The organism is Aeromicrobium sp. Sec7.5, assembly GCF_036867135.1.
Classification (GTDB): domain Bacteria; phylum Actinomycetota; class Actinomycetes; order Propionibacteriales; family Nocardioidaceae; genus Aeromicrobium.
Map to the genome: position 1 here is coordinate 1500017 of NZ_JBAJIJ010000001.1, position 23426 is coordinate 1523442.

Here is a 23426-nt window from a genome sequence, read left to right on the forward strand (position 1 = left end):
TCCCCGTGATCATCCTCTTCTCGTCCGTGCTGGTCATCTGCAGCCTGCTGCTGATCCTGCTCGTGCTCATGCACAAGGGTCGGGGCGGCGGCCTCTCCGACATGTTCGGCGGCGGCGTCTCCAGCTCCCTCGGTGGCTCCTCGGTCGCCGAGCGCAACCTCGACCGCATCACGATCGGCATCGCCGTCGTGTGGTCGGTGTCGGTGTTCGCCCTGGGCCTGCTGCTGAAGGTGAGCAACTGATGGCGACCGGCGCGATCCGGGGGAGCCGCATCGGCTCCGGACCCATGGGCGAGGCGGAGCGCGGCGACGCCGCTCCCCGTCAGCGCATCCTGTACTTCTGCGCGAACGACCACGAGACCTCCATGGTCTTCTCCATCGAGGCCGAGGTGCCCGACTCCTGGGACTGCCCGCGGTGCGGACTGCCGGCGAGTGTGGATGCCGAGAACCGCCCCACGGCCAAGAAGACCGAGCCGTACAAGACGCACCTCGCCTACGTGAAGGAACGTCGCTCCGACGACGAGGCGAAGCAGATCCTCGACGAGGCGCTCGACCTGCTGCGCACCCGCCGCAAGTCCGGCGACCTGATCTTCTAGAGGTCCCCGGCTGCGGCCGGGTCCAGGTACCAGCGGGTCTCGACCCGTCCCGAGACGCCCCGGGCGGGCGTCGCGTGCACCGTGCCCTCGGGCGCCAGGGCCTTGGCGACGGCCTCGGCCTTGCCTTCTCCTGCCGCCACGAACCAGACCGCGTCGGCGGCGTTGAGCACCGGGAACGTCAACGAGATCCGCTCCGCCGGCGGCTTGGGGGAGCCGAAGACCTCGACCGCGCGCCGGTCACGCTCGTCGAGCTGGGCGAAGCCGGGAAACAGTGACGCGACGTGGCCGTCCGGTCCGAGGCCGAGCAGCACGAGGTCGAACGACTCGGGCAGTGTCGACGCGTACTGGTCGGCGGCCTCGGCGAGGCTCTGGTCACACCCGTGCGCCGGCGTGGCGTGCACGCGGTTGGCAGGCACCCCGAGCCGGTCGAGGAACGCCTCGCGGGCCTGCTGGTCGTTGCGGTCGGCGTGGCCGGCGGGGACGAATCGCTCGTCGCCCCACCAGAGGTCGACCCGGGACCAGTCGACGCGTGCGTTCGCGCCCAGCCGGGCATAGGTCTCGTTGGCGATCGTGCCGCCGGTCAGGGCGACCCGGGGGGAGGTGCCCGCGGTCTGGAGCTCCGCGATGCGTTCCTCCAGGTCGGAGGCGAGCACCGAGGCCGGGTCCGCGACGACCTGCACCTGCGTCATGACAACAGCTCCCGCAGACGCGCGAGGCCGGCCGTGACGTCGGTGAGGTGGAGCCGCAGGACGGGCCGGCCGCGCTCGGCGAGCACCTGACCGTCGCCGACGGCCTGGGCGGCGATGAAGTCGCCGAAGCTGAAGTCCCGACCCGGTACCTCGAGGTCGGGGCTCGGCGCCATCGTGACCTGCAGGAACACGCCGGTCGGTGTCCCGCCCTTGTGGTACTGGCCGGTCGAGTGCAGGAACCGCGGGCCCCAGCCGAAGGTGACCGGACGCCCGAGACGCTCGCTCAGGGGTGCGCGCAGGTCGGCGAGGTCGGCGTGGGTCCACCGGTCCAGGTAGACCTGGAGGGCCAGGTAGTCCAGCGGACCCTGCACCTGGCCCAGCAGCTCGGCGACCGCTTCCTCGACCGTGGCGGCGCCGGTGCCGAACAGCTCGATGTCGCCGTCGACCGCGTCGGGCCCGGGGAGCTCGACGTCACCTCCGAGGAACCCGCGAGCGGCCTTCTTGGCACTCTCGACGTCGGGCTGGTCGAATGGGTTGATGTCGATGATCTCGCCGGCGACGGTCGTGGCGACCTCCCACAGGAGCATCTGGGCACCGAGCGGCAGGTCGACCGCTCCCGCGTAGCCCGAGGGCGACTCGGGCAGGGTCTCGGTGCCGATCGCGACGACGACGCAGTCGGGTGTGACAGCGCCGAGGGCGTCGGGAGTCGTCACGACCGGCAGCACCCCGCGTCCGTGCTTGCCCGTGGACTCGGCGACGAGCTGTTCGATCCAGTTGCCGACACCGGTGCCGGTGTGGTCGACGAGCACGAGCTTGTCGACGTCGTTGTCAGCGGCGACGCCCAGGAGTGCACCCAGACGGAGGGCCACGTTCTCGACCGAGTCCGACAGGTAGGCGTCGTGGACCTGTGCGGCCTGCTCGAGCAGCCCGGCGAGCGGCACGCCCGCGAGTCCGCACGGCACGAGGCCGAAGGCCGTGAGCGCCGAGTACCGGCCGCCCACCTGGGGGTCGGCCCGGAAGACCCGGTAGCCGGCCGCCGTGGCGTACTCGTCCAGCGGCGACGAGGGGTCGGTCACGATGACGATGTGGTCCTTGGCGAGCAGGCCGGCGTCCTCGTAGGCCTGCTCGAACGCCCGGCGCTGGCTGTCGGTCTCGACCGTGCCGCCGGACTTGCTCGCGACGACCACCACCGCGCTCTCGAGGCGGTCACCGACCGCGCGACGCACCATCTCGGGGTCGGACGAGTCCAGGACCGTCAGATCGACGCCGGCCGTGGCGCAGATGACCTCGGGCGCGAGCGACGAGCCGCCCATGCCGCAGAGCACCACGTGGTCGAGCCCGGCATGGCGCAGGTCGTCGCGGGCCGCAGCGATGCGGGGCAGCAGGGGCCGGGACGTCCTGGCCAGGTCGACCCAGGCCAGGCGCTTCGCGGCTTCCTCCTCGGCACCGCGTCCCCAGAGGGTGGCGTCGCGGTCGGACAGGCGCGAGGCGAACCGGTCCTCGACGAGCCGGCGAAGGACGCTCTCGTAGGAGCGGACGGGAGCCGAGACGTGGACGCCGCCCATGATCAGGCCTGGGCGAGCGCGTCGGTGACGGTCTGGACGAGCTCGGCCCACGAGTCGTCGAACTTCTGCAGCCCTTCCGTCTCGAGCTTGGCGACGACCTCGTCGTAGGAGATCCCAGCCTGCTCGAGCTCGTCGATGACCTGCTGGGACTCGTCGGCCTTGCCGGTGACGGTGTCCCCGGTGACCTCGCCGTGGTCGGCGAAGGCGAGGAGGGTCTTCTCCGGGACGGTGTTGACGGTGCCGGGAACGACCAACTCGCTCAGGTAGAGCGTGTCGGGCAGGTTCGGGTCCTTGACCCCCGTGGACGCCCAGAGCGGACGCTGCGGGTTGGCGCCGGCGGCGGCCAGGGCGGCGAAGCGCTCGCCGTCGAAGACCTCCTGGTAGGCGGCGTACGCCAGACGGGCGTTCGCGAGGGCGGCCTTGCCGCGCAGCGGGCTGTCGTCGGGGAGGCGTCCGTCGACCTCGGAGTCGACCCGGCTCACGAAGAAGGAGGCGACCGAGTGGATCGAGGACAGGTCGCGGCCCTCGGCCGCCGCCTGCTCCAGCCCGTAGAGGTAGGCGTCCATGACGCCGCGGTAGCGCTCGAGCGCGAAGATCAGCGTGACGTTGACGCTGATGCCCTTCGAGATCGTGGCGGCGATGGCCGGCAGGCCCTCTTCGGTCGCCGGGATCTTGATCAGCAGGTTCGGGCGATCGACCCGGGCCCAGAGCCGCTCCGCCAGCGAGACGGTGGCGTCGGTGTCGCGTGCGGCGCCGGGGTCGACCTCGATCGAGACGCGCCCGTCGACGCCGCCCGTGGCCTCGTAGACCGGCAGCAGGACGTCGCACGCCTGCTGGACGTCGGTGGTGGTGAGCTCGAAGATGGCCTCGTCGACATCGGCGCCGGCCGACTTGAGCTCACCGACCTGCTCGGCGTAGCGCTCGCCGTTGGCGAGGGCGGCCGCGAAGATCGTGGGGTTCGTCGTGACGCCGACGACCGAGTTTTCGGTCACCATCGTCTGGAGGTTCCCGGTCGCGAGGCGCTCGCGGGAGAGGTCGTCGAGCCAGATCGAGACTCCGGCTTCGCTGAGGGACTTCAGTCGTGCGTTCATGGTGCTCCTTGCGGGTCGGAGTCGAACGGTGGGTCGAGCGGGGATCAGTGGGAGGTGTCGGGCAGGACCGGGCCGGACGGTCGGGCGAAGAACGGCACACCACCGGTGTGGCTGGCCGCCTCGATCGACTCCTGTGCCGCGGTGACGACGGCCTCGGCGGTGATGCCGAACTCGTCGTAGAGGCGCTGGTAGTCGGCCGAGGCGCCGAAGTGCTCGAGACCGACGATGCGACCGGCGTCGCCCACGACGTCGCGCCAGCCGAACGAGACCCCGGCCTCGACGACGACGCGGGCACGGACGGACGGCGGGATCACGCTGTCGCGGTACCCCGATTCCTGGGCCTCGAACCACTCGCGCGACGGCATCGACACGACACGCGCACCGACGCCCTGCTCGGCGAGGGTCTCGCGGGCGGCGACCGCCAGCTGGACCTCGGAGCCGGTCGCGACGAGCACGACGTCGGGCTCCCCGTTCGCGGCATCGATCAGCGTGTAGGCGCCCTTGGCCGTGAGCGAGGCGTCCGCCCAGTCGCCGCCCCGGGGGAAGACCGGGAGGTTCTGGCGGCTCAGCGCGAGCGCGGCGGGTGCCTGGTGCTCGAGGATCGTGCGCCAGGCGGCGACGGTCTCGTTGGCATCGGCCGGTCGGATCACGGCCAGACCCGGGATGGCACGCAGTGCGGCGAGGTGCTCGACCGGCTGGTGGGTCGGGCCGTCCTCACCGAGGCCGATCGAGTCGTGGGTCCAGACGTAGGTGACCGGCAGCTGCTGCAGGGCGGCCAGGCGCACGGCCGGACGCATGTAGTCGCTGAACACGAGGAACGTGCCGCCATACGGACGCGTGGGGCCGTGCTGCACGATGCCGTTGAGGATCGAGCCCATGGCGTGCTCCCGGATGCCGAAGTGCAGCACGCGGCCGTACCAGTCGCCGGAGAACTTGTCGGTCGAGCGACGCGGCGGCAGGAACGACGGCTCACCCTTGGGCGTGGTGTTGTTCGAGCCGGCGAGGTCGGCCGAGCCGCCCCACAGCTCGGGCAGCTTCGGCGCGGCGGCCGTGAGGAACGCTCCCGAGGCGACGCGGGTGGCGACACCCTTCTCGTCGGCCTCGTAGACCGGGAGGTCGGCGTCCCAGCCGTCGGGCAGCGAGTGCGAGCGCAGGCGCTCCAGGACTGCGGCTGCCTCGGTGTTGCCGGAGGCCCACGTGGAGAACTGGTCGTCCCACGCCTCGTGGGCCGCGCGGCCACGGTCGCGGGCCGCGTGCACGTGCGCCAGGACGTCGTCCTCGACGATGAAAGACTCATCGGTCGGGAAGCCGAGCAGTTCCTTGGTGGCGGCGATCTCGTCGGCGCCGAGCGCGGAGCCGTGCGAGGCGCCGGTGTTCTGCGCGTTCGGCGCGGGCCAGGCGATGATCGTGCGCAGGACGATGATGCTGGGCCGCGACGTCTCGGCCTCGGCCGCCGTGATCGCGTCCCACAGGGCGGGCACGTCCTCGCGGTAGCTGCCGCTCGAGGTCCAGTCGACGGTCTGCACGTGCCACCCGTAGGCGGCGTAGCGCGCCGCGACGTCCTCGCTGAACGCGACGTCCGTGTCGTCCTCGATCGAGATGCTGTTGTCGTCGTAGATCACCGTGAGGTTGCCGAGCTCCTGGTGGCCGGCGAGGGACGACGCCTCGGCCGAGACGCCCTCCTGCAGGTCACCGTCGGAGGCGAGCACGTAGACGCGGTGGTCGAACGGGCTCTCGCCGGCCGGGGCCTCCGGGTCGAACAGGCCACGCTCGCGGCGGGCGGCCATCGCGAAGCCCACGGCGTTGGCGATGCCCTGGCCGAGCGGGCCGGTCGTGACCTCGATGCCGGGCGTGTGCTTGTACTCGGGGTGGCCGGGGGTCTGGCTGCCCCACGTGCGCAGGCTCTTGAGGTCGTCGAGCCCCATCGGGTAGCCCGCGAGGAACAGCTGCACGTACTGCGTGAGGCTCGAGTGCCCGCACGACAGCACGAAACGGTCGCGGCCGATCCAGTCCGGATCGGTCGGGTCGTGGCGCATGACCTTCTGGTAGAGCAGGTACGCGGCGGGCGCCAGGCTCATCGCCGTGCCGGGGTGACCGTTGCCGACCTTCTGGACCGCATCGGCGGCCAGCAGACGGGCGGTGTCGACCGCGCGGGCGTCGAGATCGGACCAGTCGTGCTGGGCGCTGTCATGGGTGCTGGCAGAGGTCACGAAAGAGCTCCTCGAGAAGGCGGGCAGCGGGCCGCCCCGTGGTGGGCGACGCCATCACCCCGAGCCTACTCGGGTGGCTTAGACTGTCGCGCGTGAGTCTCGTCGATCTCGAACAGCAGCAGGAGCCATCCCGGAGCGGGACGTCCCTGCGCGACGTCGTCGGTTCGTACATCGCCCTGATGAAGCCTCGGATCATCGAGCTCCTGCTGCTCACCACGGTGCCGGTGATGTTCCTCGCCGCCCGCGACGTGCCCGACCTGTGGCTCGTCGTCGCGACCGTGGTCGGAGGCACGCTGTCGGCCGGCAGCGCCAACGCGCTGAACTGCGTCGTCGACGCCGACATCGACCAGAAGATGAACCGCACCAAGCGTCGGCCCCTGCCGCGCCACCAGGTCACGACCGACCGGGCGCTGGTCTTCGGCCTCGTCCTGGGCGTCGTCTCCACCCTGTGGCTGGGCTTCTTCGTCAACTGGCTCTCGGCGTCTCTCGCGCTCACCGCCAACGTCTTCTACGTGGTCGGCTACACGATGCTGCTGAAGCGTCGCACCTCGCAGAACATCGTCTGGGGCGGCGCCGCCGGTTGCTTCCCCGCGATGATCGGCTGGACCGCCGTCACGAACGAGCTCGCCTGGACCCCCGTCGTCCTGTTCCTGATCGTCTTCTTCTGGACGCCGCCCCACTTCTGGTCGCTCGGCATGCGCTACCGCGAGGACTACGCCGCGGCCGACGTCCCGATGCTCCCCTCGGTCACCACCTCGCGCGAGGTCGGCCGCCAGATCGTGGCCTACTCCTGGGTCATGCTGGCGACGTCGCTGGCGCTCTGGCCGGTTGCCGGCATGGGGTGGTTCTACCCGGCCGTCGCGATCGGCCTGGGCATCGTCTTCCTGGTCGAGGCCTACGACCTGAGCAGCCGTGCCCGCGACACCGAGGACCTCAGCATCATCAAGCCGATGCGCCTGTTCCACTTCAGCAACGCGTACCTCGCGCTGCTGTTCGTGGCGGCCGCGGCTGACCCGTTCATCGGCTGACCCGTCAGAACGTGATGCGCCAGCTGGCGACGTCGATCACGAAGTAGGAGACCACGAGCGCGCCGGTGTAGATCACCGACACCGCGGCCGCTGCGCCGATCTTGACGACGACGGCCCGTCCCGCGCTCGCGTGGTGACCCACGGCTGCGGCCCATCCCAGCACCGCCTCGGCAGGCGGGACGTACACGGCGACGCCGAACAGGCGAGCGGTGTCGCCGGTCGGCTCCCAGAGGCCCACCACCGGAGCCAGCAGCTCCGCAGCGGCGAACACGACGAACGCGGCGAGCGCGGCGCGGCCAGGGCGCAGGTCGGCGGCGGCGAGCGCGAGGAACAGGGGAGCGACCCACATGAGCGCCATCGCGACCGGGACCGTGTCGTCGAACCGCGGGCCGCCCTCGTCCGGGAACGCGAGCGTGCCCAGCACGTCGGCCAGGATCCAGTCGGGCAGCACCTGGAAGGTCGACACCAGGCACAGGAAGCCCACCAGGGCGAACCAGGCCGTGCCACGGCAGACCAGCGCCAGCCCGGCCGCGTAGACCACGACGGCGGCGGTGACGGCCCACCCTCGCGCGGGCGCGTCGAGCGAGAGCGCGATGGTGCCCAGGACCGCCAGGGCCAGGTGCACCAGGGCAAGCGAGCGAAGATCGGGGCGTGTGTCATCGGTCACGCCCGAGACCCTACTGGTGGACCACGTCCCTCACGGCAGGAACGTCGGTACCCGGCATCCCGACGCCGCGGGAACGACCGAGCACGAAGGTCGCTGCCGCCACGAGCACCGCGGCGCCGACCAGGTGGGCTGCGACGAGCGCGATCGGCAGGTCGGTGAAGTACTGCACGTACCCGATGAGTCCCTGGGCGAGCTCGACGCCGAGCAGCACCAGGGCCGCGCGGAAGGCGGGGGTTCCGCGGAGCACCACGACCAGCACGACCGTCGCGAGAACGAGGGCCCAGACGGAGCCGGCGTGGATGCGGCTCCAGAGCTGGGGGTCCAGGTCGTTCCGGGGCGCCTGCGCGTCGCCCGCGTGAGGACCGCTGCCGGTGACCACGGTGCCGAGGTAGACGGCGACCCAGGTCAGCACGTACACGAGGGCCACGAGCCGGCCCGGCAGCCCGGTCATGGCCTGGCGGGCGGGATCACTGACCCGGAGCACCAGGATGATCGAGCCCGCGACCAGGGCCAGGGAGAGCAGCAGGTGGATCGACACGATCCACGGGTTCAGGTCGGTCAGCACCGTGATGCCGCCGACGACGCCCTGGAACGGGACGCCGACCGCGAGGATCCCCGCGTGGCGGCGCAGGGAGCGGGACGTGTGTGCCCAGCGCCAGACGGCGACGAACGTGGCGATCGCGACGGCGATCAGCACGTACGTCAGCATCCGGTTGCCGAACTCGATGACGCCGTGGAAGCCGAGCGAGCGGTGCGGCACGAAGGACTCCTCCGTGCACCGCGGCCACGTGGGACAGCCGAGGCCGGAGCCGGTCAGGCGCACGACGCCGCCGGTGAAGATGATGACGGAGTTGGCCACGACCGAGGCCCAGGCCCAGGCGCGGACGTGGTCGAAGATTCCCAGGAATCGATCCATCGTGGTCACTCCCACTTGAAGCTGCGGACGGTGGCGAGGCCGGCGACGACGGCCCAGACGACGAGCACGGCCAGCGGCGCCAGGGCGGAGCCTCCGGCGAACGCCTCGCGGAGACCCTCGCCGAGGGCGCCGGACGGCACGAGCTCCATGACCTGACGACCGGCCTCGGGATAGCGCGACAGGGGCACCATGAGTCCGCCGCCGACGAGCAGCAGCACGTAGACGAGGTTGGCGACCGCGAGCGTGGCCTCGGCGCGCAGGGTGCCCGCGATGAGCAGGCCCAACGAGCCGAACGCGGCGGTGCCGGCGACGACGAGCGCGAGCGCCCAGAGCCACGCGACGACCCCACCGCTGGGCTCCCAGCCCAGCGCGAGCGCGGTCGGCACGAGCACCGCGAGCTGGATCGCCTCGACCGCTGCCACGGCTCCGACCTTGCCGAGCAGCAGCACCGAGCGGGGGAGCGGCGACGCGCCGAGCCGCTTGAGGACGCCGTAGCGACGGTCGAAGCCCGTGCTGATCGCGAGCGACGTGAACGACGTCGAGAGCACGGCCAGGGCGAGGACGCCCGGGGTGATGATGTCGATCGTGCGCCCGGGGCCGAGGTCGACGACCTGGTCGGCCTTGGTGCCCATGACCAGCAGGAGCAGGGGGATCACGAGGGTCAGCAGCACCTGCTCGCCGTTGCGGAGCATGAGCTTGAGCTCCATGCCGGCCTGCGCACGGAGCATCGCGCTCACCGGTGCCGACCCGGGCCGAGGAGAGACGTCGAGCCTGGGGGTCGTCATCGCAGGCTCCTGCCGGTCAGGTCCAGGAACCGGTCCTCGAGCGTCTGGCGCTCGACGAGGATCGACTCGGGCAGCACGTTCCGTCCGGCGCACCAAGCGGTGAGGGTGGCCAGCATCGCGGGGTCGACGTCGCCGGCGACGACGTAGGAGCCGGCGACACGCTCCTCCACCTTGGTGCCCTCGGGCAGCGCCTGCATCAGGTCGACCACGTCCAGGCCCGCGGCGGCGGTGAACCGGATCGTGTTGCGGGCCGACTCGCTCGTGAGCTCGGCCGGGCTGCCGCTCGCGATCACGCGACCGGCGTCGATGACGTGGACGACGTCGCTCAGCTGCTCGGCCTCGTCCATGAAGTGGGTCGTGAGCACGGTGGTGACGCCGTGGTCGCGCAGCTCGGTGACGAGGTCCCACGTGGCCCGCCGGGCCTGCGGGTCGAGGCCGGCCGTCGGCTCGTCGAGGAACAGCAGCTCGGGTCGGCCGACGATCGCCATGGCCAGGGAGAGGCGCTGCTGCTGGCCCCCGGAGAGGCGGCGGTACGGGGTGCGCCCGCAGGACCCGAGGCCGAGGCGCTCCACGAGCGCGTCGACGTCCAAGGGGTGCGCGTGCAGCGAGGCGATGTGACGCAGCATCTCGTCGGCCCGGGACCCGGACCAGGCCCCGCCGGACTGCAGCATGACCCCGACCCGTGGACGCAGCGACGGGTCGCGTGGCTCGAGGCCGAGCACGCGGACCTTGCCCTGCTGGACCGGACGGAAGCCCTCGCAGGTCTCGATCGCCGTGGTCTTGCCCGCACCGTTCGGACCGAGGATGGCCGTGATGGTGCCGGGCGCGATCTCGAGATCGAGGTGGTCGAGTGCGGTGGTGTCGCCGTACTGCATGACGAGATCACGGATCTCGACGGCGGGAACGGGCACCGGCCCAGTCTAGGTGGGGCATTTCCGGGCCACCGACGAGAGGCCACCCTCAGGCAGCGTCAGGCGGCGAGCGCCGACGCGGTGAGCCACCAACCGATTCGACACCCAGAGGGGTTGCTCACCGACTGCCGTCGCCTCCGGAGGTGCACGGTCAACCGAATGACCACCCTGAGGGGTTGCTCCGTCACCTGCGTCCCATGGAAACCGTCCGGGACCGGCCCTACGCTGACGGCGTGGACCTGCCCGTGATGCCGCCCGTGACGCCGATGCTCGCGAAGTCGACGCCGCGCGTGCCTCCCGCCGATGGAGTCGACGGGGGATTCCTCTACGAGCCGAAGTGGGACGGCTTCCGGTGCCTGGTGTTCCGCGACGGCGACGAGATCAAGCTGACCAGCCGTTCCACGAAGCCGCTCACGCGTTACTTCCCCGAGGTCGTCGAGGCGGTCCGCGCGCAGCTGCCCGAGCGCTGCGTGCTCGACGGCGAGCTGGTGGTCGTGGCGGGCGACCGCCTCGAGTTCGACCTCCTCAGCCAGCGCATCCATCCGGCTGCGTCCCGTGTCACCGAGCTGTCCACCTCCCTGGCCGCCAGCTTCGTCGCGTTCGACCTGCTCGCGGAGCGCGACGACTCGCTCCTCGACCTCCCGCTCCGCGAGCGCCGCGGGCGGCTCGAGGCGCTGCTGGCCGACGTCGCGGCCCCGCTGCACCTCACGCGGGTCACGCGCGAGGCCGCCGAGGCGCAGGAGTGGTTCCACCAGTTCGAGGGCGCCGGGCTCGACGGGGTCATCGCCAAGCCGCTGGAGTCGACGTACGTGCCGAACGGGCGCACGATGCTGAAGGTCAAGCACGCGCGAACCGCCGACGTCGTGATCGCCGGGTACCGCCTCCACAAGACCTCGACCGACGAGCACCCCCTGCTGGGCTCGATGCTGCTCGGCCTCCACGCCTCCGACGGCTCCCTGCACCACGTCGGCGTCGCTGCCTCGTTCACCGCGGCCCGGCGCGCGGAGCTGGTGACCGAGCTGGCGCCCGATGTCGTCGACCTGGCCGACCACCCGTGGGCCGACGTCGAGATGGGGCAGACCCGGTGGTCGTCGGGCAAGGACCTCTCGTTCGTCCCGCTGGCGCCCCTCCGCGTCGCGGAGGTCGGCTACGAGCACATGGAGGGTCCGGGGGAGGACGCTCGGTTCCGGCACACGGCCCAGTTCAAGCGCTGGCGCCCCGACCGCGAGCCGTCGTCGTGCACGTACGCCCAGCTCGAGGAAGTCGTGGGGTACCGCCTCTCCGAGGTCCTGGCGTGAGCGTCAAGGACTCCGCTCCGGTCGTCCATCCGACCTCGGCGGCCGACTGGGGCTCCTGGCTCGCCGAGCACCACGCGTCGAGCGGAGGCGTCTGGGTGCGGATCGACGACCGCACGGGGCGCGACGGCCGCATGGCCTACGAGGACGCCGTCTGCGAGGCCCTCTGCTGGGGCTGGATCGACGGCCAGACGAGGTCGAGTGCGGAGGAGGGCTCGCAGATCTGGTTCACGCGGCGCCAGGCCCGCAGTGCCTGGGCGGCCACCAACAAGGCGCGGGTGGCTCGACTGGAGGCCGAAGGGCGCCTGCAGCCGGCCGGTGTCGCCATGATCGAGGCGGCCGAGGCCAACGGGATGTGGGTGGTGCTGGACGGACCGGAGGCCGGCATCGAGCCCGATGAGCTCGCCGCGGCCCTCGACGCGTCACCGGCCGCCCGGGAGTTCTGGGACTCGCTCCCGCGGAGCGCGCGCAAGTTCGCGCTCACGCAGGTGGCGATGGCGCGCAGGCCCGAGACGCAGACCGCACGGATCGCGAAGATCGTCGAGCAGAGCGCCGCCGGTGTGCGGCCCGACCGCTGACCAGCCCCACCCACGAAGGAGCGCTGTGGACCACCACTACACCGTCGACGTCGACTGGCTCGGCAACCGCGGCGAGGGCACGAGCGGCTACCGGTCGTACGGCCGTGACGTCGTCGTCCGGGTCGGCGGCAAGCCCGAGCTGGCCGGATCGGCCGACGTCCCCTTCCGGGGGAGCGCCGATCGGTGGAACCCCGAGGAGCTGCTCCTGGCGGCGCTGGCGCAGTGCCACCTGCTGTCGTACCTCCACTCGGCGGTCAAGCACGGCATCGTCGTGGTCGACTACGCCGACTCCGCCACGGGCACGATGGAGCAGGTCGGCGACGGAGGACGGTTCACCTCGGTCACGCTGCATCCGCGGATCACGATCACCGACCCCACGAAGACCCAGCTCGCGCAGCAGATCCATGCCGAGGCGAGCAGGAACTGCTTCATCGCGGCGTCCGTCGGCTTCCCGGTGCTCCACGAACCGGTCGTGACGGTCGCAGCCGGCTAGTAGCGTCCGTCGCCGTCGGCCAGGCGGCGCAGCTGGGCGATCAGCGCTGCCGACGGCTCGATGTCGTCGGCGTTGAGGCCGCGGCGGATGTCGTCGGGCAGCGTCGCGACACCCTCGCCGTCGAGCGACTTGACCTCCTCGTGGAGGTCGAGCATCAGGGCGTCGAGCGCGTTGGCGGTGGCCGCCGCGTCGCGCAGGCGATCGGCGAGGTCGGCCGGCACGGCGCCGCGGTACTTGTAGTGGATCTTGTGCTCCAGGCTCGCCCAGAAGTCCATCGCGATGGTGCGGAACTGCACCTCGACCGTGACCGGCAGGGGGCCGTCGGTCAGGTGCACCGGCACCTGGATGAGCGTGTGGAGGCTCCGGTAGCCGTGCGGCTTCGGCTCCTGGATGTAGTCGCGCACGTCGAGCACCGTGAGGTCGGACTGCGACGTCAGCAGCTCGAACACGTGGTACACGTCGGACACGAAGCTGCAGGTCACCCGCACGCCGGCGATGTCGGTGATGGTCTCGCGGATCGAGGAGAACGTGGGCTCCGAGCCCTTCCGCTCCATCTTCTCGGCGATGCTGTCGGGCGACTTCAACCGCGAGGCGATGCTCTCGATGGGGTTGTAGTCGTGCATCATCGCGAACTCGTCGCGCAGGATCGTGAGCTTGGTGACCACCTCTTCCATCGCGAACCGATGGGGGAGCATGAACCGCATGAAGTCCTGGCGCAACGCCCGGACGTCGTTGATCCTCACGGTGGCCGTGTCGTCGGCTCGCGCGAGTCGCGGCTTCGGAGTCTGCACACCCTCAGGGTAAGCACCTTGGCCGAGATCGTCTCGCCGGAGGTGACCGGCGTCACGCTCACGCCGGTCGGAGCTGGTGCGCCCCCAGCCACGACAGGTGGGCCGTCACGCGACTCGAGCCGTCCGTCAGGGGGGTCGTCCAGACCACCTGCGCCTCCCACCCGCGCACCCCGCGGCGCCAGCCCAGGATGAGGCCCGGGTACTCGATGACCTGGTGCCGCGACCGCAGCTCGGACAGGTTGACCCAGACGTGCGCGTGCTTCGGCACGATCGGCACCTCGATGCCAGGACCGTCGGCCTCGACGCCGCCGCGACCGGCGCGCATTCCCGGGGGCACCTCCACCACTCCAGTAGAACATGCGTTCGAACCTCATGACCATCCAGCGGTCGCGCTCGCGCTGCGGGAGGTGGGCGCGGACAGTAGCGTCGGGGGTCGGACCGGACACTCGGGTGGAGGCGCGTGGGAGACGCGCCAGGACGGAGGGGCATGCGCATCAGGCGTGCGTACGCGATCGGCCGCCTGGTGGCCGCGATCGCCCTGGTGCTGGCGGTCCTCGGCGCGGTGATCACCTACCGCAGCGGTCCGTTCTGGCTCCTGTCGCTGCTGGTCTGCGTCACGCCCCTGCTGGCCGCCTGCGCGATCTACCTCCGTCCGGCGCGTCAGACCCGTCTCGCGCAGTACCGCGCCGCGATCCAGCGCCGTCGGCCACCTCGGTAGCGCCGGTTTCGCCGAATGTGCCGCGCCGGGAGCGGCAGTGGGGGAACATCGGCGCATGACACAGCCCAGCACCCCGGCGGGAGAGGTGCCCGAGGCGATACCCGACTGGGCCGCCGCGGGTCCCGCGCCGCCCCGAACCGTCGGGCGCGTACCTCCAGCTCGCCCTCGGCCTGCTGCTGGTCGTGGGCAGCCTCGTGGTCGTCGCCGTCGAGGCCTGGCAGATCCTGACGCAACCCACGATCTCGACCGACGGGACGGTGTTCGAGCGTCTGGGCTGGCCGCTCATCCCCGCGGTCTTCGGTGCTGGTCTGCTGATCGAGCGCTGGCTGGACCAGCGCTCGATCGACGTGCGGTGAGCAGCGCCACCGTCAGCGGGTAACGTTCCGGATCGGGTCAGTCCTTCTTCACCTTGCTCGGTTGCACGCGCTTCGGCTCGCCCGGCATCTTCGGGTAGTCCGGGGGATAGGGCATCTCGGTGGGGTCCTCGGCCCAGAGGTCGAGGAGCGGCGTGAGGTCGTGCGCGACGTCGTCGATCTCCGCCCAGGCGTCGCCGTCGGCGCGCAGCAGGTCGGGGACCGTGCCGAGGTGGAAGCCCCGGGGTGAGTCGAGGCCCGGCAGCGCCTCCCAGGTGACGGGGAACGAGACCGGCGCGCCGAGCTTCGGGCGCACGCTGTAGGCGCTGGCGATCGTGCGGTCGCGGGCGTTCTGATTGAAGTCGACGAAGATCTTCGAGCCCCGCTCCTCCTTCCACCAGGCGGTGGTGACGCCGTCGTGCACCTTCTCCAGGGCCCGGCCGACGGCGATGGCCGCATGCCGGACGTCGGTCACGGTCCACCGCGGAGCGATGCGCACGAAGACGTGGACGCCGCGGTTGCCGCTCGTCTTGACGAAGGCGCGCAGGCCCAGCCCGGCGAGCAGCTCGCGCGTGGCGAGAGCCGCGTCGACGGCGTCGCCGAAGCCGGTGCCGCCGGCAGGGTCGAGGTCGATGCGCAGCTCGTCGGGGCGGTCGACGTCGGCGCGACGCATCGGCCAGGGGTGGAACGTGATCGTGCCCATGTGCGCGGCCCAGGCGACATCGGCGACCTGCGCGGGGCAGATCTCGTCGGCCCGGCGACCGGACGGGAAGTAGACCCGAACGGTCGGCAGGTGGTCGGGAGCGCCCTTGGGCACCCGCTTGGAGTAGAACGCGTCGCCCTGGCCCTGGGACGACGTGAGCCGCATGCCGTCGCGCACGCCCTTCGGCCACCGCTCGAGAGCCGTGGGCCGATCGCGCAGGGCCCGCATGATGCCGTCGTCGACCGCCACGAAGTACTCGACGACCTGGAGCTTGGTGAACGCCGGCGTCTCGTCGGTGGCCTCGAACACCACGCGGTCCGGGCTCGACACGCGCACCGCGACGCCGCCCGCGTCGACCTCTGCCGCCTTGGCTGCCATGCGCCGCAGCCTACGCGGGGCGACGGATCGATGAGGCGTGCCTCACTGAGGCGAACCTTCGTTGAACGGCCGGAATCAATAAGGACACACTGTCGTTGTGAAATACATGGCCACGAGCGAAGCGGTAGTGGAGGCGGCGTCTCACGACGACTCCTTCCCGACCCGCGCGCGCGTGGCCGACGCGATCCTGCGCGGCGGCCCGTCCACGGCGGCCCGCCTGGCCGTGGAGCTCGACCTCACGCCCGCCGCGATCCGCCGTCACCTCGACCACCTCGTGGCCGAGGGTGCGCTGGAGTCGCGCGACCAACGGGTGCAGGGCCAGCGCGGTCGCGGCCGTCCGGCCAAGGTCTTCGCCCTGACCGACCTCGGTCGCGGGCAGTTCGCGCACGCCTACGACGAGATCGCCGTCGACGCGCTGGAGTTCCTGCGCGACTCGATCGGCGAGCACGCCGTCAAGCAGTTCGCCTCGCACCGGCTCGACGACCTGCGCGGGCGCCTCACCGAGCGCCTGGGCGAGGTCGAGCCCGCCGAGCGTCCGGCCGCCCTGGCCGACGCCCTCAGCGCCGAGGGCTTCGCCGCCTCCACCAGCAGCACCCCTGCGGGCACGCAGATGTGCCAGCACCACTGCCCGGTCGCGCACGTCGCCGAGCAGTTCCCCCAGCTGTGCGAGGCCGAGGCCGAGATGTTCGCCGGTCTTCTCGGCACCCACGTGCAACGCCTGGCGACCATCGCCCACGGCGACGGCGTGTGCACCACGCACCTGCCCGACCCGACCATTCCCACCCACTCCACTTCGTCTCCCCACGCAGTACCCACCCCACTAGGGAAGGTGACGTCATGACCACCACGTCGCACGAGAACACCGGTGCAGCTCCGTCCATCGAGGAGCTCAACCCCGGACTCAAGGACGTCGGACGCTACGAGTTCGGCTGGTCCGACAAGAACGACGCCGGCGCCACGTCCCAGCGTGGGCTCAGCGAGGCCGTCGTCCGCAACATCTCCGCGCTCAAGAGCGAGCCGCAGTGGATGCTCGACATGCGCCTGAAGGGCCTCAAGCTCTTCGAGCGCAAGCCCATGCCCACCTGGGGCTCCGACCTCGGCGGCATCGACTTCGACAACATCAAGTACTTCGTGCGGTCCACCGAGAAGCAGGCCGCCACGTGGGACGACCTCCCCGAGGACATCAAGAACACCTACGACCGCCTCGGCATCCCCGAGGCCGAGAAGCAGCGCCTCGTCTCCGGCGTGGCCGCGCAGTACGAGTCCGAGGTCGTGTACCACTCGATCCGCGAGGACCTCGAGGCGCAGGGCGTCCTGTTCCTCGACACCGACACCGCGCTGCGCGAGCACCCGGAGCTCTTCCAGGAGTACTTCGGCACGATCATCCCGGTCGGTGACAACAAGTTCTCGGCGCTGAACTCGGCCGTGTGGTCGGGTGGCTCGTTCATCTACGTGCCCAAGGGCGTCCACGTCGACATCCCGCTGCAGGCCTACTTCCGGATCAACACCGAGAACATGGGCCAGTTCGAGCGGACGCTGATCATCGCCGACGAGGACTCCTACGTCCACTACGTCGAGGGCTGCACCGCGCCGATCTACTCGAGCGACTCGCTGCACTCCGCCGTCGTCGAGATCATCGTGAAGAAGGGCGCCCGCGTCCGCTACACGACGATCCAGAACTGGTCGAACAACGTGTACAACCTGGTCACCAAGCGCGCCGTCTGCGAGGCCGGCGCCACGATGGAGTGGGTCGACGGCAACATCGGCTCGAAGGTCACCATGAAGTACCCGGCCGTCTACCTGATGGGCGAGGGCGCCCGTGGTGAGACGCTCTCGATCGCGTTCGCCGGCGAGGGCCAGCACCAGGACGCCGGCGCCAAGATGGTGCACGCCGCCCCGCGCACGTCCAGCTCGATCCTGTCCAAGTCCGTCGCCCGTGGCGGTGGACGCACGTCGTACCGCGGTCTGCTGCAGGTCAACGAGGGTGCCGAGGGCTCGGCCAGCACGGTCAAGTGCGACGCACTGCTCGTCGACCAGGTCAGCCGTTCCGACACGTACCCGTACGTCGACGTCCGCGAGGACGACGTCACGCTGGGCCACGAGGCCACGGTCTCCAAGCTCAGCGACGACCAGCTCTTCTACTTCATGTCGCGCGGCATGGAGGAGGACGAGGCCATGGCGATGATCGTCCGCGGCTTCGTCGAGCCCATCGCGCGCGAGCTCCCGATGGAGTACGCGCTCGAGCTCAACCGCCTGATCGAGCTCCAGATGGAGGGTGCTGTCGGATGACCGTCGTTGACAACATCAATGAGGTGCTGGAGCTCGACCACGTCGAGTCGCACCTGCACCCGGAGCCGTCCTACGACGTCGCCACGCACCCCGTGCCCACGGGCCTGGAGGAGATCTGGCGCTTCACCCCGCTGAAGCGCCTGCGTGGCCTGCTCGAGGGCGAGCCCAGCGACGCGCACCTCACCTGGGAGCAGCAGCTCCCCGAGGGCGTCACGCTCAGCGAGATCAGCACGGAGGAGGCCCAGGGCCTGGCCGTGTCGGCCCCGCTCGACCGGCTCGGAGCCCTCGCGGCGGCCAACGCCGGGGGAGCGGTGCTGCTCGACGTGCCCGACGACCTCGTGGTCGACGAGCCGATCCGCATCACGCTCAGCGGCGACTCGACCGACCGCACCGTGTGGGGTCACTTCGTGGTCCGCGTGGGCCTGCACGCCAAGGCCACGGTCCTGATCGACCACAAGGGCAGCACCGTCTACGACGCGTTCACCCAGGTGGTCGTCGGTGACGGCGCCCAGCTCGACCTCGTCACGCTCAACGACTGGGCCGACGACGCCGTGCACGCCGAGCAGGTCAACATTCGCGTCGGCCGCGATGCCGCGGTGCGCGTGTTCGAGTTCACGCTCGGTGGCGACCTGGTGCGCACCAGCACCAACGTCGACTACGCCGGCCCCGGCGGCAGCGCCGACCTGCTCGGCGTGTACTTTGCCGATGCCGGCCAGCACATCGAGCACCGCCTGTTCGCCGACCACACCGCGCCGCGCACGCGCAGCAACGTGCTCTACAAGGGCGCGCTGCAGGGCCAGGGCGCGCACACCGTCTGGATCGGCAACGTCCTGATCCGCAAGGTGGCCGAGGGCATCGACACGTTCGAGCAGAACGACAACCTGGTGCTCACCGACGGCGCCCGCGCCGACTCGGTGCCGAACCTCGAGATCGAGACCGGCGACATCGCCGGTGCCGGTCACGCCAGCACGACCGGCCGGTTCGACGACCAGCACCTGTTCTACCTGCAGAGCCGCGGCATTCCCGAGGACGAGGCCCGTCGACTGGTCGTGCACGGCTTCTTCAACGACATCATCCGGCGCATCGGCATCCCCGACGTGCAGGAGCGTCTGATCACGGCGGTCGAGCACGAGCTGGCCGATGTCTGAGTCCCAGAACGGATCGAGCACGGGGCCGAAGTTCGCCGCCCCGCTCGCCGACGTCCCCGACGGGGGCGTGCTGGCGGTCGAGGTCGAGGGCGCCGAGATCGCCCTGGTCCGCAACGGCGACGAGGTCTACGCGATCCGCGACGAGTGCTCCCACGCCTCGATCCCACTGTCCGAGGGCGACGTCACGGTCGACGGCGCCAAGGGCCCGGCGATCGAGTGCTGGCTGCACGGCTCGAGCTTCTCGCTGCGCACCGGCGAGCCGTTGAACTTCCCGGCCACCGAGTCGGTCCCGACCTACCCCACCACCATCGAGGGCGATCGCGTCTACGTCGCCCTGCCCGAGGAGAACTGACATGAGCACTCTCGAGATCAAGAACCTCCACGTGTCGGTCGACACCGAGGAGGGCGCCAAGGAGATCCTCCGCGGCGTCAACCTGACCATCAAGTCCGGCGAGGTCCACGCCATCATGGGCCCGAACGGCTCGGGAAAGTCCACGCTGGCCTACTCGATCGCCGGACACCCCAAGTACGACGTCACCGACGGTGAGGTCCTGCTCGACGGCCAGAACGTCCTGGAGCTCAGCGTCGACGAGCGGGCCCGCGCCGGCCTGTTCCTGGCGATGCAGTACCCCGTCGAGGTCCCGGGCGTCTCCGTGGCCAACTTCCTGCGCACCGCCAAGACCGCGATCGACGGCGAGGCCCCCAAGCTCCGCACGTGGATCAAGGACGTCAACGCCGCGCTCGAGCGGGTCACGCTCGACCCGGCCTTCGCGCAGCGCAGCGTCAACGAGGGATTCTCCGGTGGCGAGAAGAAGCGCCACGAGATCGCCCAGCTCGAGCTGCTCAACCCGAAGTTCGCGGTGCTCGACGAGACCGACTCCGGCCTGGACATCGACGCCCTGAAGGTCGTCTCCGACGGCGTCAACCGCTACAGCGGCCAGGGTGATCGCGGTGTCCTGCTGATCACGCACTACACGCGCATCCTGCGCTACATCCAGCCCGACTTCGTCCACGTCTTCGTGGCGGGTCGTCTGGCCGAGACCGGCGGGCGCGAGCTCGCCGACGAGCTCGAGGCCAGCGGCTACGACAAGTACGTCAAGGCCGCGGCGGTCTGACATGACCTCCACCTACGACGTCGCACGGGTTCGGGAGGACTTCCCGATCCTGCAGCGTCGGCTGGCCGGTGACCTGCCGCTGGTCTACCTCGACAGCGCCAATACGTCGCAGAAGCCACGACAGGTCGTCGACGCGATCGACGCGCACTACCTCGCGCACAACGCCAACGTCGCCCGCGCGATGCACCAGCTGGGTGCCGAGGCGAGCGAGGCGTTCGAGCTCGGCCGCACCAAGATCGCCGACTTCATCGGGGCGAACCAGCGCGAGGAGGTCGTGTTCACCAAGAACGCCTCCGAGGCGCTCAACCTGGTGGCACGCGTGCTCGGCGACGCCCGCCCCGGAAGTGAGCACAGCGTGGGCCCCGGCGACGAGATCGTCATCAGCCAGATGGAGCACCACTCCAACATCGTGCCGTGGCAGCTCCTCGCCGAGCGCACGGGCGCGACGCTGCGCTGGTTCGGCCTCACGCCGGACGGCCGCCTCGACCTCGAGAACGACCCCATCACCGAACGGACCAAGATCGTCTCGGTCACGTGGGTCTCGAACATGCTCGGCACGATCAACCCGGTCGCCGACCTGGTGGCCCGGGCCAAGGCCGTCGGCGCGTACTCCGTCATCGACGCGTCGCAGGCGGTGCCGCAGATCCCGGTCGACATGGCCGCGCTCGGAGCCGACTTCGTGGCCTTCACGGGTCACAAGATGGTCGGTCCCACGGGCATCGGTGTGCTCTGGGGGCGCTACGACCTGCTCGCCTCGCTCCCGCCGTTCCTCGGTGGTGGCGAGATGATCGAGACGGTCACGATGGAGCGTTCCACGTTCGCGCCGCCGCCCTCTCGCTTCGAGGCCGGCACGCCGCCGATCGCGCAGTCGGTCGGGCTGGGTGCGGCGGTCGACTACCTCTCGTCCCTCGGCATGGAGAAGGTCGCCGCCCACGAGCAGGCGATCACGGCCTACGCGCTCGAGCGGCTCGTCGAGATCGACGGCCTCACGGTCGTGGGCCCGAAGGAGCCGGTCGACCGCGGGGGAGCGATCAGCTTCACGATCGACTCGGTGCACCCGCACGACGTCGCGCAGCTGCTCGACAGCAAGGGCGTCGCGGTGCGCGCAGGCCACCACTGCGCCAAGCCGGCGCACGCCTGCTTCGGCGTGCAGTCCACGACGCGCGCCTCGTTCTACCTGTACACGACCGAGGCCGAGATCGACGCGCTCGTCGAGGCCATCTGGCACACCAAAAAGTACTTCGGGGCCTGACATGACTGATGCCACGAACGTCGATGCTCTCTACCAGGAGATCATCCTCGACCACTACAAGCGGCCGCACGGGGCCGGACTGCGCGACGGCGGCGACGCCGAGGTGCACCACGTCAATCCCACGTGCGGCGACGAGATCACCCTGCGGGTGCACCTCGACGGCGACGTCGTCCGCGACGTCTCCTACGACGCACAGGGCTGCTCGATCAGCCAGGCCTCGGCCTCCGTGCTGAACGACCTGGTCGTCGGCCAGACCCTGGCCGAGGGCTTCACGACGCTCGACGCGTTCCAGGAGCTCATGCAGGGCAAGGGGCAGGTCGAGCCGGACGAGGACGTGCTCGAGGACGGCATCGCCTTCGCCGGGGTCGCCCAGTTCCCGGCGCGCGTCAAGTGCGCGCTGCTCTCCTGGATGGCCTTCAAGGACGCCGCCACGCAAGCCACGGGGGCCACGGCCGCCGGAAAGGATCCATCATGACCGCCGACCACACCGACCTCCCCGAGGTCGACACCGCAGCCCCGGCTGCCGGAGCCACCAGCAGCGAGGACGTCATCGAGGCGATGAAGGACGTCGTCGACCCCGAGCTCGGCATCAACGTCGTCGACCTCGGCCTCGTCTACGGCGCCCACGTCGACGAGCACAGCAACACGGTGCTCCAGATGACCCTGACCTCGGCGGCCTGCCCGCTGACCGACGTCATCGAGGACCAGACCCGCGCGGCGCTCGACGGCATCGTCAACGAGTTCCGCATCGACTGGGTCTGGATGCCGCCGTGGGGACCCGACAAGATCACCGACGACGGCCGCGAGATGCTGCGCGCCCTCGGCTTCAACATCGGCTGAGCCGGTCGTCGCGGACTCCTCGGCTAGGAGTCGTTGCCGCTGCTGACGAGGAAGGCCTCGGCGATCGCCGTGATCGCCGTGGGGTCCAGGCTGCCGCTGCTGGTCCCGACCGTGACGTAGACGATCTCGTCGGCCGACGGCTGGATCGTGAGCGACACGGAGCGGGCCGAGGCCTCGAGGACGGCGTCCTGCGCGCCCGCGACGGTGACGGTCTCGCCGTAGTCCCGCGAGATGTCCAGACTCCCTTCCGGATCGGCGCTGGACGAGCGCGACAGCTGGACGGTGGCGAGGTCGTCGCCGAGATAGGCGCACCGGACGCTGCCGCCGCTGCGTCCGCCGCGGGCCAGCTGGATCGTGTCGACGCCCTGCTCGATCGAGCGGTCGTCGGCAGGCAGGCACACCGTGCCGACCTCGGTCGTGAGGGCCTGCGTCCGGAAGTCCTCCGGAATCGCCGGCACGTAGGCCTCGAGGAACTCCATCATCGCGTCCTCGTCCACCCGGTTGTCGGGGTCGGTGTTGCCGATCGCGTCGTTGCGCAGGATCACCTCCTGGTCGCCGATGCGCACCCCGATCGTGATCGTGACGGTCTCGCCACCGGCTCTGTTCTCGCTCCGGAACGCCTCGTCCCCGAGCCCTTCGACCGGTTCGAGGCCACGGTTGCCCCCCAGCCGCTCGACGCGGTCCTCGAGGGTCTCGTCGGAGTCGACGATCTTGATGCCGAAGCTGATCGAGTAGACGTCGCCGACGGTGCAACCGTCATACGTCAGGTCGCCGATCAGCAGCGTCGGGACCAGATCGCGGTCGTTCGGGTTGAGGGGATCGGCCACGTCCCGGTCCACGATCGTGCAGGCGGTGATCCGCCCGGCGGTGCCTCGACCGTCATCGGTCGGGGTGCTGGTCGAGTCGGCCTCGGGCGCGCCGTCGTCGCTCGACCCTCCACAGGCCCCGAGGACCAGGGCCGCGGCGAGGGCCACGAAGGCCGTGGATGAAGCTCTGCGCATGAAGGTCCCCCTGGA

General features: G+C 70.7%; 28 protein-coding genes. 16 read left to right on the forward strand and 12 right to left on the reverse strand.

The window, feature by feature from the left end; genetic code table 11:
- Positions 1–5 precede the first annotated feature (5 nt).
- A complete protein-coding gene (secG, locus tag V6S66_RS07410) occupies positions 6–242 on the forward strand; it encodes a preprotein translocase subunit SecG (protein WP_334206105.1) in 237 nt (78 codons plus the stop codon).
- Complete coding sequence (locus V6S66_RS07415) at positions 242–595, forward strand: RNA polymerase-binding protein RbpA (protein ID WP_334206106.1); 354 nt, start codon at positions 242–244, stop codon at positions 593–595. Before secG ends, V6S66_RS07415 begins: the two co-directional genes overlap by 1 nt.
- On the opposite strand, the gene pgl is transcribed toward V6S66_RS07415, so the two are convergent.
- The 4 genes from pgl to tkt are packed head-to-tail and all read right to left on the reverse strand — an operon-like array spanning position 592 to position 6150.
- Positions 592–1284 carry a 6-phosphogluconolactonase gene (gene pgl / locus V6S66_RS07420; RefSeq protein ID WP_334206107.1) on the reverse strand — a complete coding sequence of 231 codons (693 nt, stop codon included), beginning with the start codon at positions 1282–1284 and terminating at the stop codon, positions 592–594. The two genes, V6S66_RS07415 and pgl, sit on opposite strands and share 4 nt — an antisense overlap.
- On the reverse strand, positions 1281–2849 hold the full coding sequence (locus V6S66_RS07425; protein ID WP_334206108.1) for a glucose-6-phosphate isomerase: 1569 nt from the start codon (positions 2847–2849) through the stop codon (positions 1281–1283). The genes pgl and V6S66_RS07425 overlap by 4 nt, the downstream gene beginning before the upstream one ends.
- Before the next feature lie 2 nt (positions 2850–2851).
- A complete protein-coding gene (tal, locus tag V6S66_RS07430) occupies positions 2852–3940 on the reverse strand; it encodes a transaldolase (protein ID WP_334206109.1) in 1089 nt (362 codons plus the stop codon).
- A gap of 44 nt (positions 3941–3984) precedes the next feature.
- Entirely contained in the window at positions 3985–6150 is a 2166-nt protein-coding gene (gene tkt, locus V6S66_RS07435) for a transketolase (protein ID WP_334206110.1), read from the reverse strand.
- Between the two features lie 92 nt (positions 6151–6242).
- Here tkt and V6S66_RS07440 point away from each other — a divergent pair, with 92 nt between their 5' ends.
- Positions 6243–7178, forward strand: a complete 936-nt coding sequence (locus V6S66_RS07440; RefSeq protein ID WP_334206111.1) for a heme o synthase — start codon at positions 6243–6245, stop codon at positions 7176–7178.
- A gap of 4 nt (positions 7179–7182) precedes the next feature.
- Here V6S66_RS07440 and V6S66_RS07445 read toward each other — a convergent pair whose 3' ends face one another.
- Genes V6S66_RS07445 through V6S66_RS07460 form a run of 4 tightly spaced genes read right to left on the reverse strand, consistent with a single transcriptional unit; the run spans position 7183 to position 10457 of the window.
- Positions 7183–7845, reverse strand: a complete 663-nt coding sequence (locus tag V6S66_RS07445) for a DUF6989 domain-containing protein (protein ID WP_334206112.1) — start codon at positions 7843–7845, stop codon at positions 7183–7185.
- A gap of 10 nt (positions 7846–7855) precedes the next feature.
- On the reverse strand, positions 7856–8761 hold the full coding sequence (locus tag V6S66_RS07450; RefSeq protein WP_334206113.1) for a COX15/CtaA family protein: 906 nt from the start codon (positions 8759–8761) through the stop codon (positions 7856–7858).
- Between the two features lie 5 nt (positions 8762–8766).
- A complete protein-coding gene (locus tag V6S66_RS07455) occupies positions 8767–9546 on the reverse strand; it encodes an ABC transporter permease (protein WP_334206114.1) in 780 nt (259 codons plus the stop codon).
- Positions 9543–10457 carry an ABC transporter ATP-binding protein gene (locus V6S66_RS07460; protein WP_334206115.1) on the reverse strand — a complete coding sequence of 305 codons (915 nt, stop codon included), beginning with the start codon at positions 10455–10457 and terminating at the stop codon, positions 9543–9545. The genes V6S66_RS07455 and V6S66_RS07460 overlap by 4 nt, the downstream gene beginning before the upstream one ends.
- A gap of 233 nt (positions 10458–10690) precedes the next feature.
- Between V6S66_RS07460 and V6S66_RS07465 the strand changes: the two genes are divergently transcribed.
- From V6S66_RS07465 to V6S66_RS07475, 3 genes are read left to right on the forward strand one after another with little or no spacing between them, the layout of a single operon-like run.
- On the forward strand, positions 10691–11755 hold the full coding sequence (locus V6S66_RS07465; RefSeq protein WP_334206116.1) for an ATP-dependent DNA ligase: 1065 nt from the start codon (positions 10691–10693) through the stop codon (positions 11753–11755).
- On the forward strand, positions 11752–12330 hold the full coding sequence (locus V6S66_RS07470; RefSeq protein ID WP_334206117.1) for a YdeI/OmpD-associated family protein: 579 nt from the start codon (positions 11752–11754) through the stop codon (positions 12328–12330). The genes V6S66_RS07465 and V6S66_RS07470 overlap by 4 nt, the downstream gene beginning before the upstream one ends.
- Before the next feature lie 25 nt (positions 12331–12355).
- Entirely contained in the window at positions 12356–12823 is a 468-nt protein-coding gene (locus V6S66_RS07475; RefSeq protein WP_334206118.1) for an OsmC family protein, read from the forward strand.
- Here V6S66_RS07475 and V6S66_RS07480 read toward each other — a convergent pair.
- Together V6S66_RS07480 and V6S66_RS07485 are read right to left on the reverse strand one after the other, a co-directional pair.
- Positions 12820–13614 carry a GTP pyrophosphokinase gene (locus tag V6S66_RS07480; RefSeq protein WP_334206119.1) on the reverse strand — a complete coding sequence of 265 codons (795 nt, stop codon included), beginning with the start codon at positions 13612–13614 and terminating at the stop codon, positions 12820–12822. The two genes, V6S66_RS07475 and V6S66_RS07480, sit on opposite strands and share 4 nt — an antisense overlap.
- Positions 13615–13672: 58 nt before the next feature.
- Positions 13673–13939 carry a hypothetical protein gene (locus tag V6S66_RS07485; protein WP_334206120.1) on the reverse strand — a complete coding sequence of 89 codons (267 nt, stop codon included), beginning with the start codon at positions 13937–13939 and terminating at the stop codon, positions 13673–13675.
- A gap of 162 nt (positions 13940–14101) precedes the next feature.
- Here V6S66_RS07485 and V6S66_RS07490 point away from each other — a divergent pair, with 162 nt between their 5' ends.
- Positions 14102–14332, forward strand: coding sequence for a hypothetical protein (locus V6S66_RS07490; RefSeq protein ID WP_334206121.1), 231 nt, complete (start codon positions 14102–14104; stop codon positions 14330–14332).
- A 182-nt stretch (positions 14333–14514) separates the two neighbouring features.
- Complete coding sequence (locus V6S66_RS07495) at positions 14515–14688, forward strand: hypothetical protein (RefSeq protein WP_334206122.1); 174 nt, start codon at positions 14515–14517, stop codon at positions 14686–14688.
- Between the two features lie 37 nt (positions 14689–14725).
- Here the strand turns inward: V6S66_RS07495 and V6S66_RS07500 are convergent, their stop codons facing one another.
- Complete coding sequence (locus tag V6S66_RS07500) at positions 14726–15766, reverse strand: DNA polymerase domain-containing protein (RefSeq protein WP_334206123.1); 1041 nt, start codon at positions 15764–15766, stop codon at positions 14726–14728.
- A gap of 127 nt (positions 15767–15893) precedes the next feature.
- Here V6S66_RS07500 and V6S66_RS07505 point away from each other — a divergent pair, with 127 nt between their 5' ends.
- From V6S66_RS07505 to V6S66_RS07540, 8 genes are read left to right on the forward strand one after another with little or no spacing between them, the layout of a single operon-like run.
- Complete coding sequence (locus V6S66_RS07505; RefSeq protein ID WP_334206124.1) at positions 15894–16607, forward strand: helix-turn-helix transcriptional regulator; 714 nt, start codon at positions 15894–15896, stop codon at positions 16605–16607.
- Positions 16604–18055, forward strand: a complete 1452-nt coding sequence (gene sufB / locus V6S66_RS07510) for a Fe-S cluster assembly protein SufB (RefSeq protein ID WP_334206125.1) — start codon at positions 16604–16606, stop codon at positions 18053–18055. The genes V6S66_RS07505 and sufB overlap by 4 nt, the downstream gene beginning before the upstream one ends.
- Positions 18052–19203 (forward strand): Fe-S cluster assembly protein SufD, encoded by a 1152-nt coding sequence (gene sufD, locus V6S66_RS07515; RefSeq protein ID WP_334206126.1) that lies wholly within the window; start codon positions 18052–18054, stop codon positions 19201–19203. Before sufB ends, sufD begins: the two co-directional genes overlap by 4 nt.
- On the forward strand, positions 19196–19555 hold the full coding sequence (locus V6S66_RS07520) for a Rieske (2Fe-2S) protein (RefSeq protein ID WP_334206127.1): 360 nt from the start codon (positions 19196–19198) through the stop codon (positions 19553–19555). Before sufD ends, V6S66_RS07520 begins: the two co-directional genes overlap by 8 nt.
- Position 19556: 1 nt before the next feature.
- A complete protein-coding gene (gene sufC, locus V6S66_RS07525; RefSeq protein ID WP_334206128.1) occupies positions 19557–20318 on the forward strand; it encodes a Fe-S cluster assembly ATPase SufC in 762 nt (253 codons plus the stop codon).
- 1 nt (position 20319) lies between these two features.
- Positions 20320–21570 (forward strand): cysteine desulfurase, encoded by a 1251-nt coding sequence (locus V6S66_RS07530; RefSeq protein WP_334206129.1) that lies wholly within the window; start codon positions 20320–20322, stop codon positions 21568–21570.
- Position 21571: 1 nt separating this feature from the next.
- Entirely contained in the window at positions 21572–22045 is a 474-nt protein-coding gene (gene sufU, locus V6S66_RS07535) for a Fe-S cluster assembly sulfur transfer protein SufU (protein WP_334206130.1), read from the forward strand.
- Positions 22042–22410, forward strand: a complete 369-nt coding sequence (locus V6S66_RS07540) for a metal-sulfur cluster assembly factor (protein WP_334206131.1) — start codon at positions 22042–22044, stop codon at positions 22408–22410. The genes sufU and V6S66_RS07540 overlap by 4 nt, the downstream gene beginning before the upstream one ends.
- Before the next feature lie 23 nt (positions 22411–22433).
- Here V6S66_RS07540 and V6S66_RS07545 read toward each other — a convergent pair whose 3' ends face one another.
- Positions 22434–23411, reverse strand: a complete 978-nt coding sequence (locus tag V6S66_RS07545; RefSeq protein ID WP_334206132.1) for a hypothetical protein — start codon at positions 23409–23411, stop codon at positions 22434–22436.
- Between the last annotated feature and the right edge of the window lie 15 nt (positions 23412–23426).

Coding starts and splice junctions, on each gene's coding strand:
- V6S66_RS07485 (WP_334206120.1), bottom strand. CDS start 13,939: ATGCGCGCCGGTCGCGGCGGCGTCGAGGCCGACGGTCCTGGCATCGAG.
- V6S66_RS07425 (WP_334206108.1), bottom strand. CDS start 2,849: ATGGGCGGCGTCCACGTCTCGGCTCCCGTCCGCTCCTACGAGAGCGTC.
- sufB (WP_334206125.1), top strand. CDS start 16,604: ATGACCACCACGTCGCACGAGAACACCGGTGCAGCTCCGTCCATCGAG.
- V6S66_RS07530 (WP_334206129.1), top strand. CDS start 20,320: ATGACCTCCACCTACGACGTCGCACGGGTTCGGGAGGACTTCCCGATC.
- V6S66_RS07415 (WP_334206106.1), top strand. CDS start 242: ATGGCGACCGGCGCGATCCGGGGGAGCCGCATCGGCTCCGGACCCATG.
- pgl (WP_334206107.1), bottom strand. CDS start 1,284: ATGACGCAGGTGCAGGTCGTCGCGGACCCGGCCTCGGTGCTCGCCTCC.
- sufC (WP_334206128.1), top strand. CDS start 19,557: ATGAGCACTCTCGAGATCAAGAACCTCCACGTGTCGGTCGACACCGAG.
- sufU (WP_334206130.1), top strand. CDS start 21,572: ATGACTGATGCCACGAACGTCGATGCTCTCTACCAGGAGATCATCCTC.
- V6S66_RS07520 (WP_334206127.1), top strand. CDS start 19,196: ATGTCTGAGTCCCAGAACGGATCGAGCACGGGGCCGAAGTTCGCCGCC.
- V6S66_RS07540 (WP_334206131.1), top strand. CDS start 22,042: ATGACCGCCGACCACACCGACCTCCCCGAGGTCGACACCGCAGCCCCG.
- V6S66_RS07455 (WP_334206114.1), bottom strand. CDS start 9,546: ATGACGACCCCCAGGCTCGACGTCTCTCCTCGGCCCGGGTCGGCACCG.
- sufD (WP_334206126.1), top strand. CDS start 18,052: ATGACCGTCGTTGACAACATCAATGAGGTGCTGGAGCTCGACCACGTC.
- V6S66_RS07490 (WP_334206121.1), top strand. CDS start 14,102: ATGCGCATCAGGCGTGCGTACGCGATCGGCCGCCTGGTGGCCGCGATC.
- V6S66_RS07545 (WP_334206132.1), bottom strand. CDS start 23,411: ATGCGCAGAGCTTCATCCACGGCCTTCGTGGCCCTCGCCGCGGCCCTG.
- V6S66_RS07450 (WP_334206113.1), bottom strand. CDS start 8,761: ATGGATCGATTCCTGGGAATCTTCGACCACGTCCGCGCCTGGGCCTGG.
- V6S66_RS07500 (WP_334206123.1), bottom strand. CDS start 15,766: ATGGCAGCCAAGGCGGCAGAGGTCGACGCGGGCGGCGTCGCGGTGCGC.
- tal (WP_334206109.1), bottom strand. CDS start 3,940: ATGAACGCACGACTGAAGTCCCTCAGCGAAGCCGGAGTCTCGATCTGG.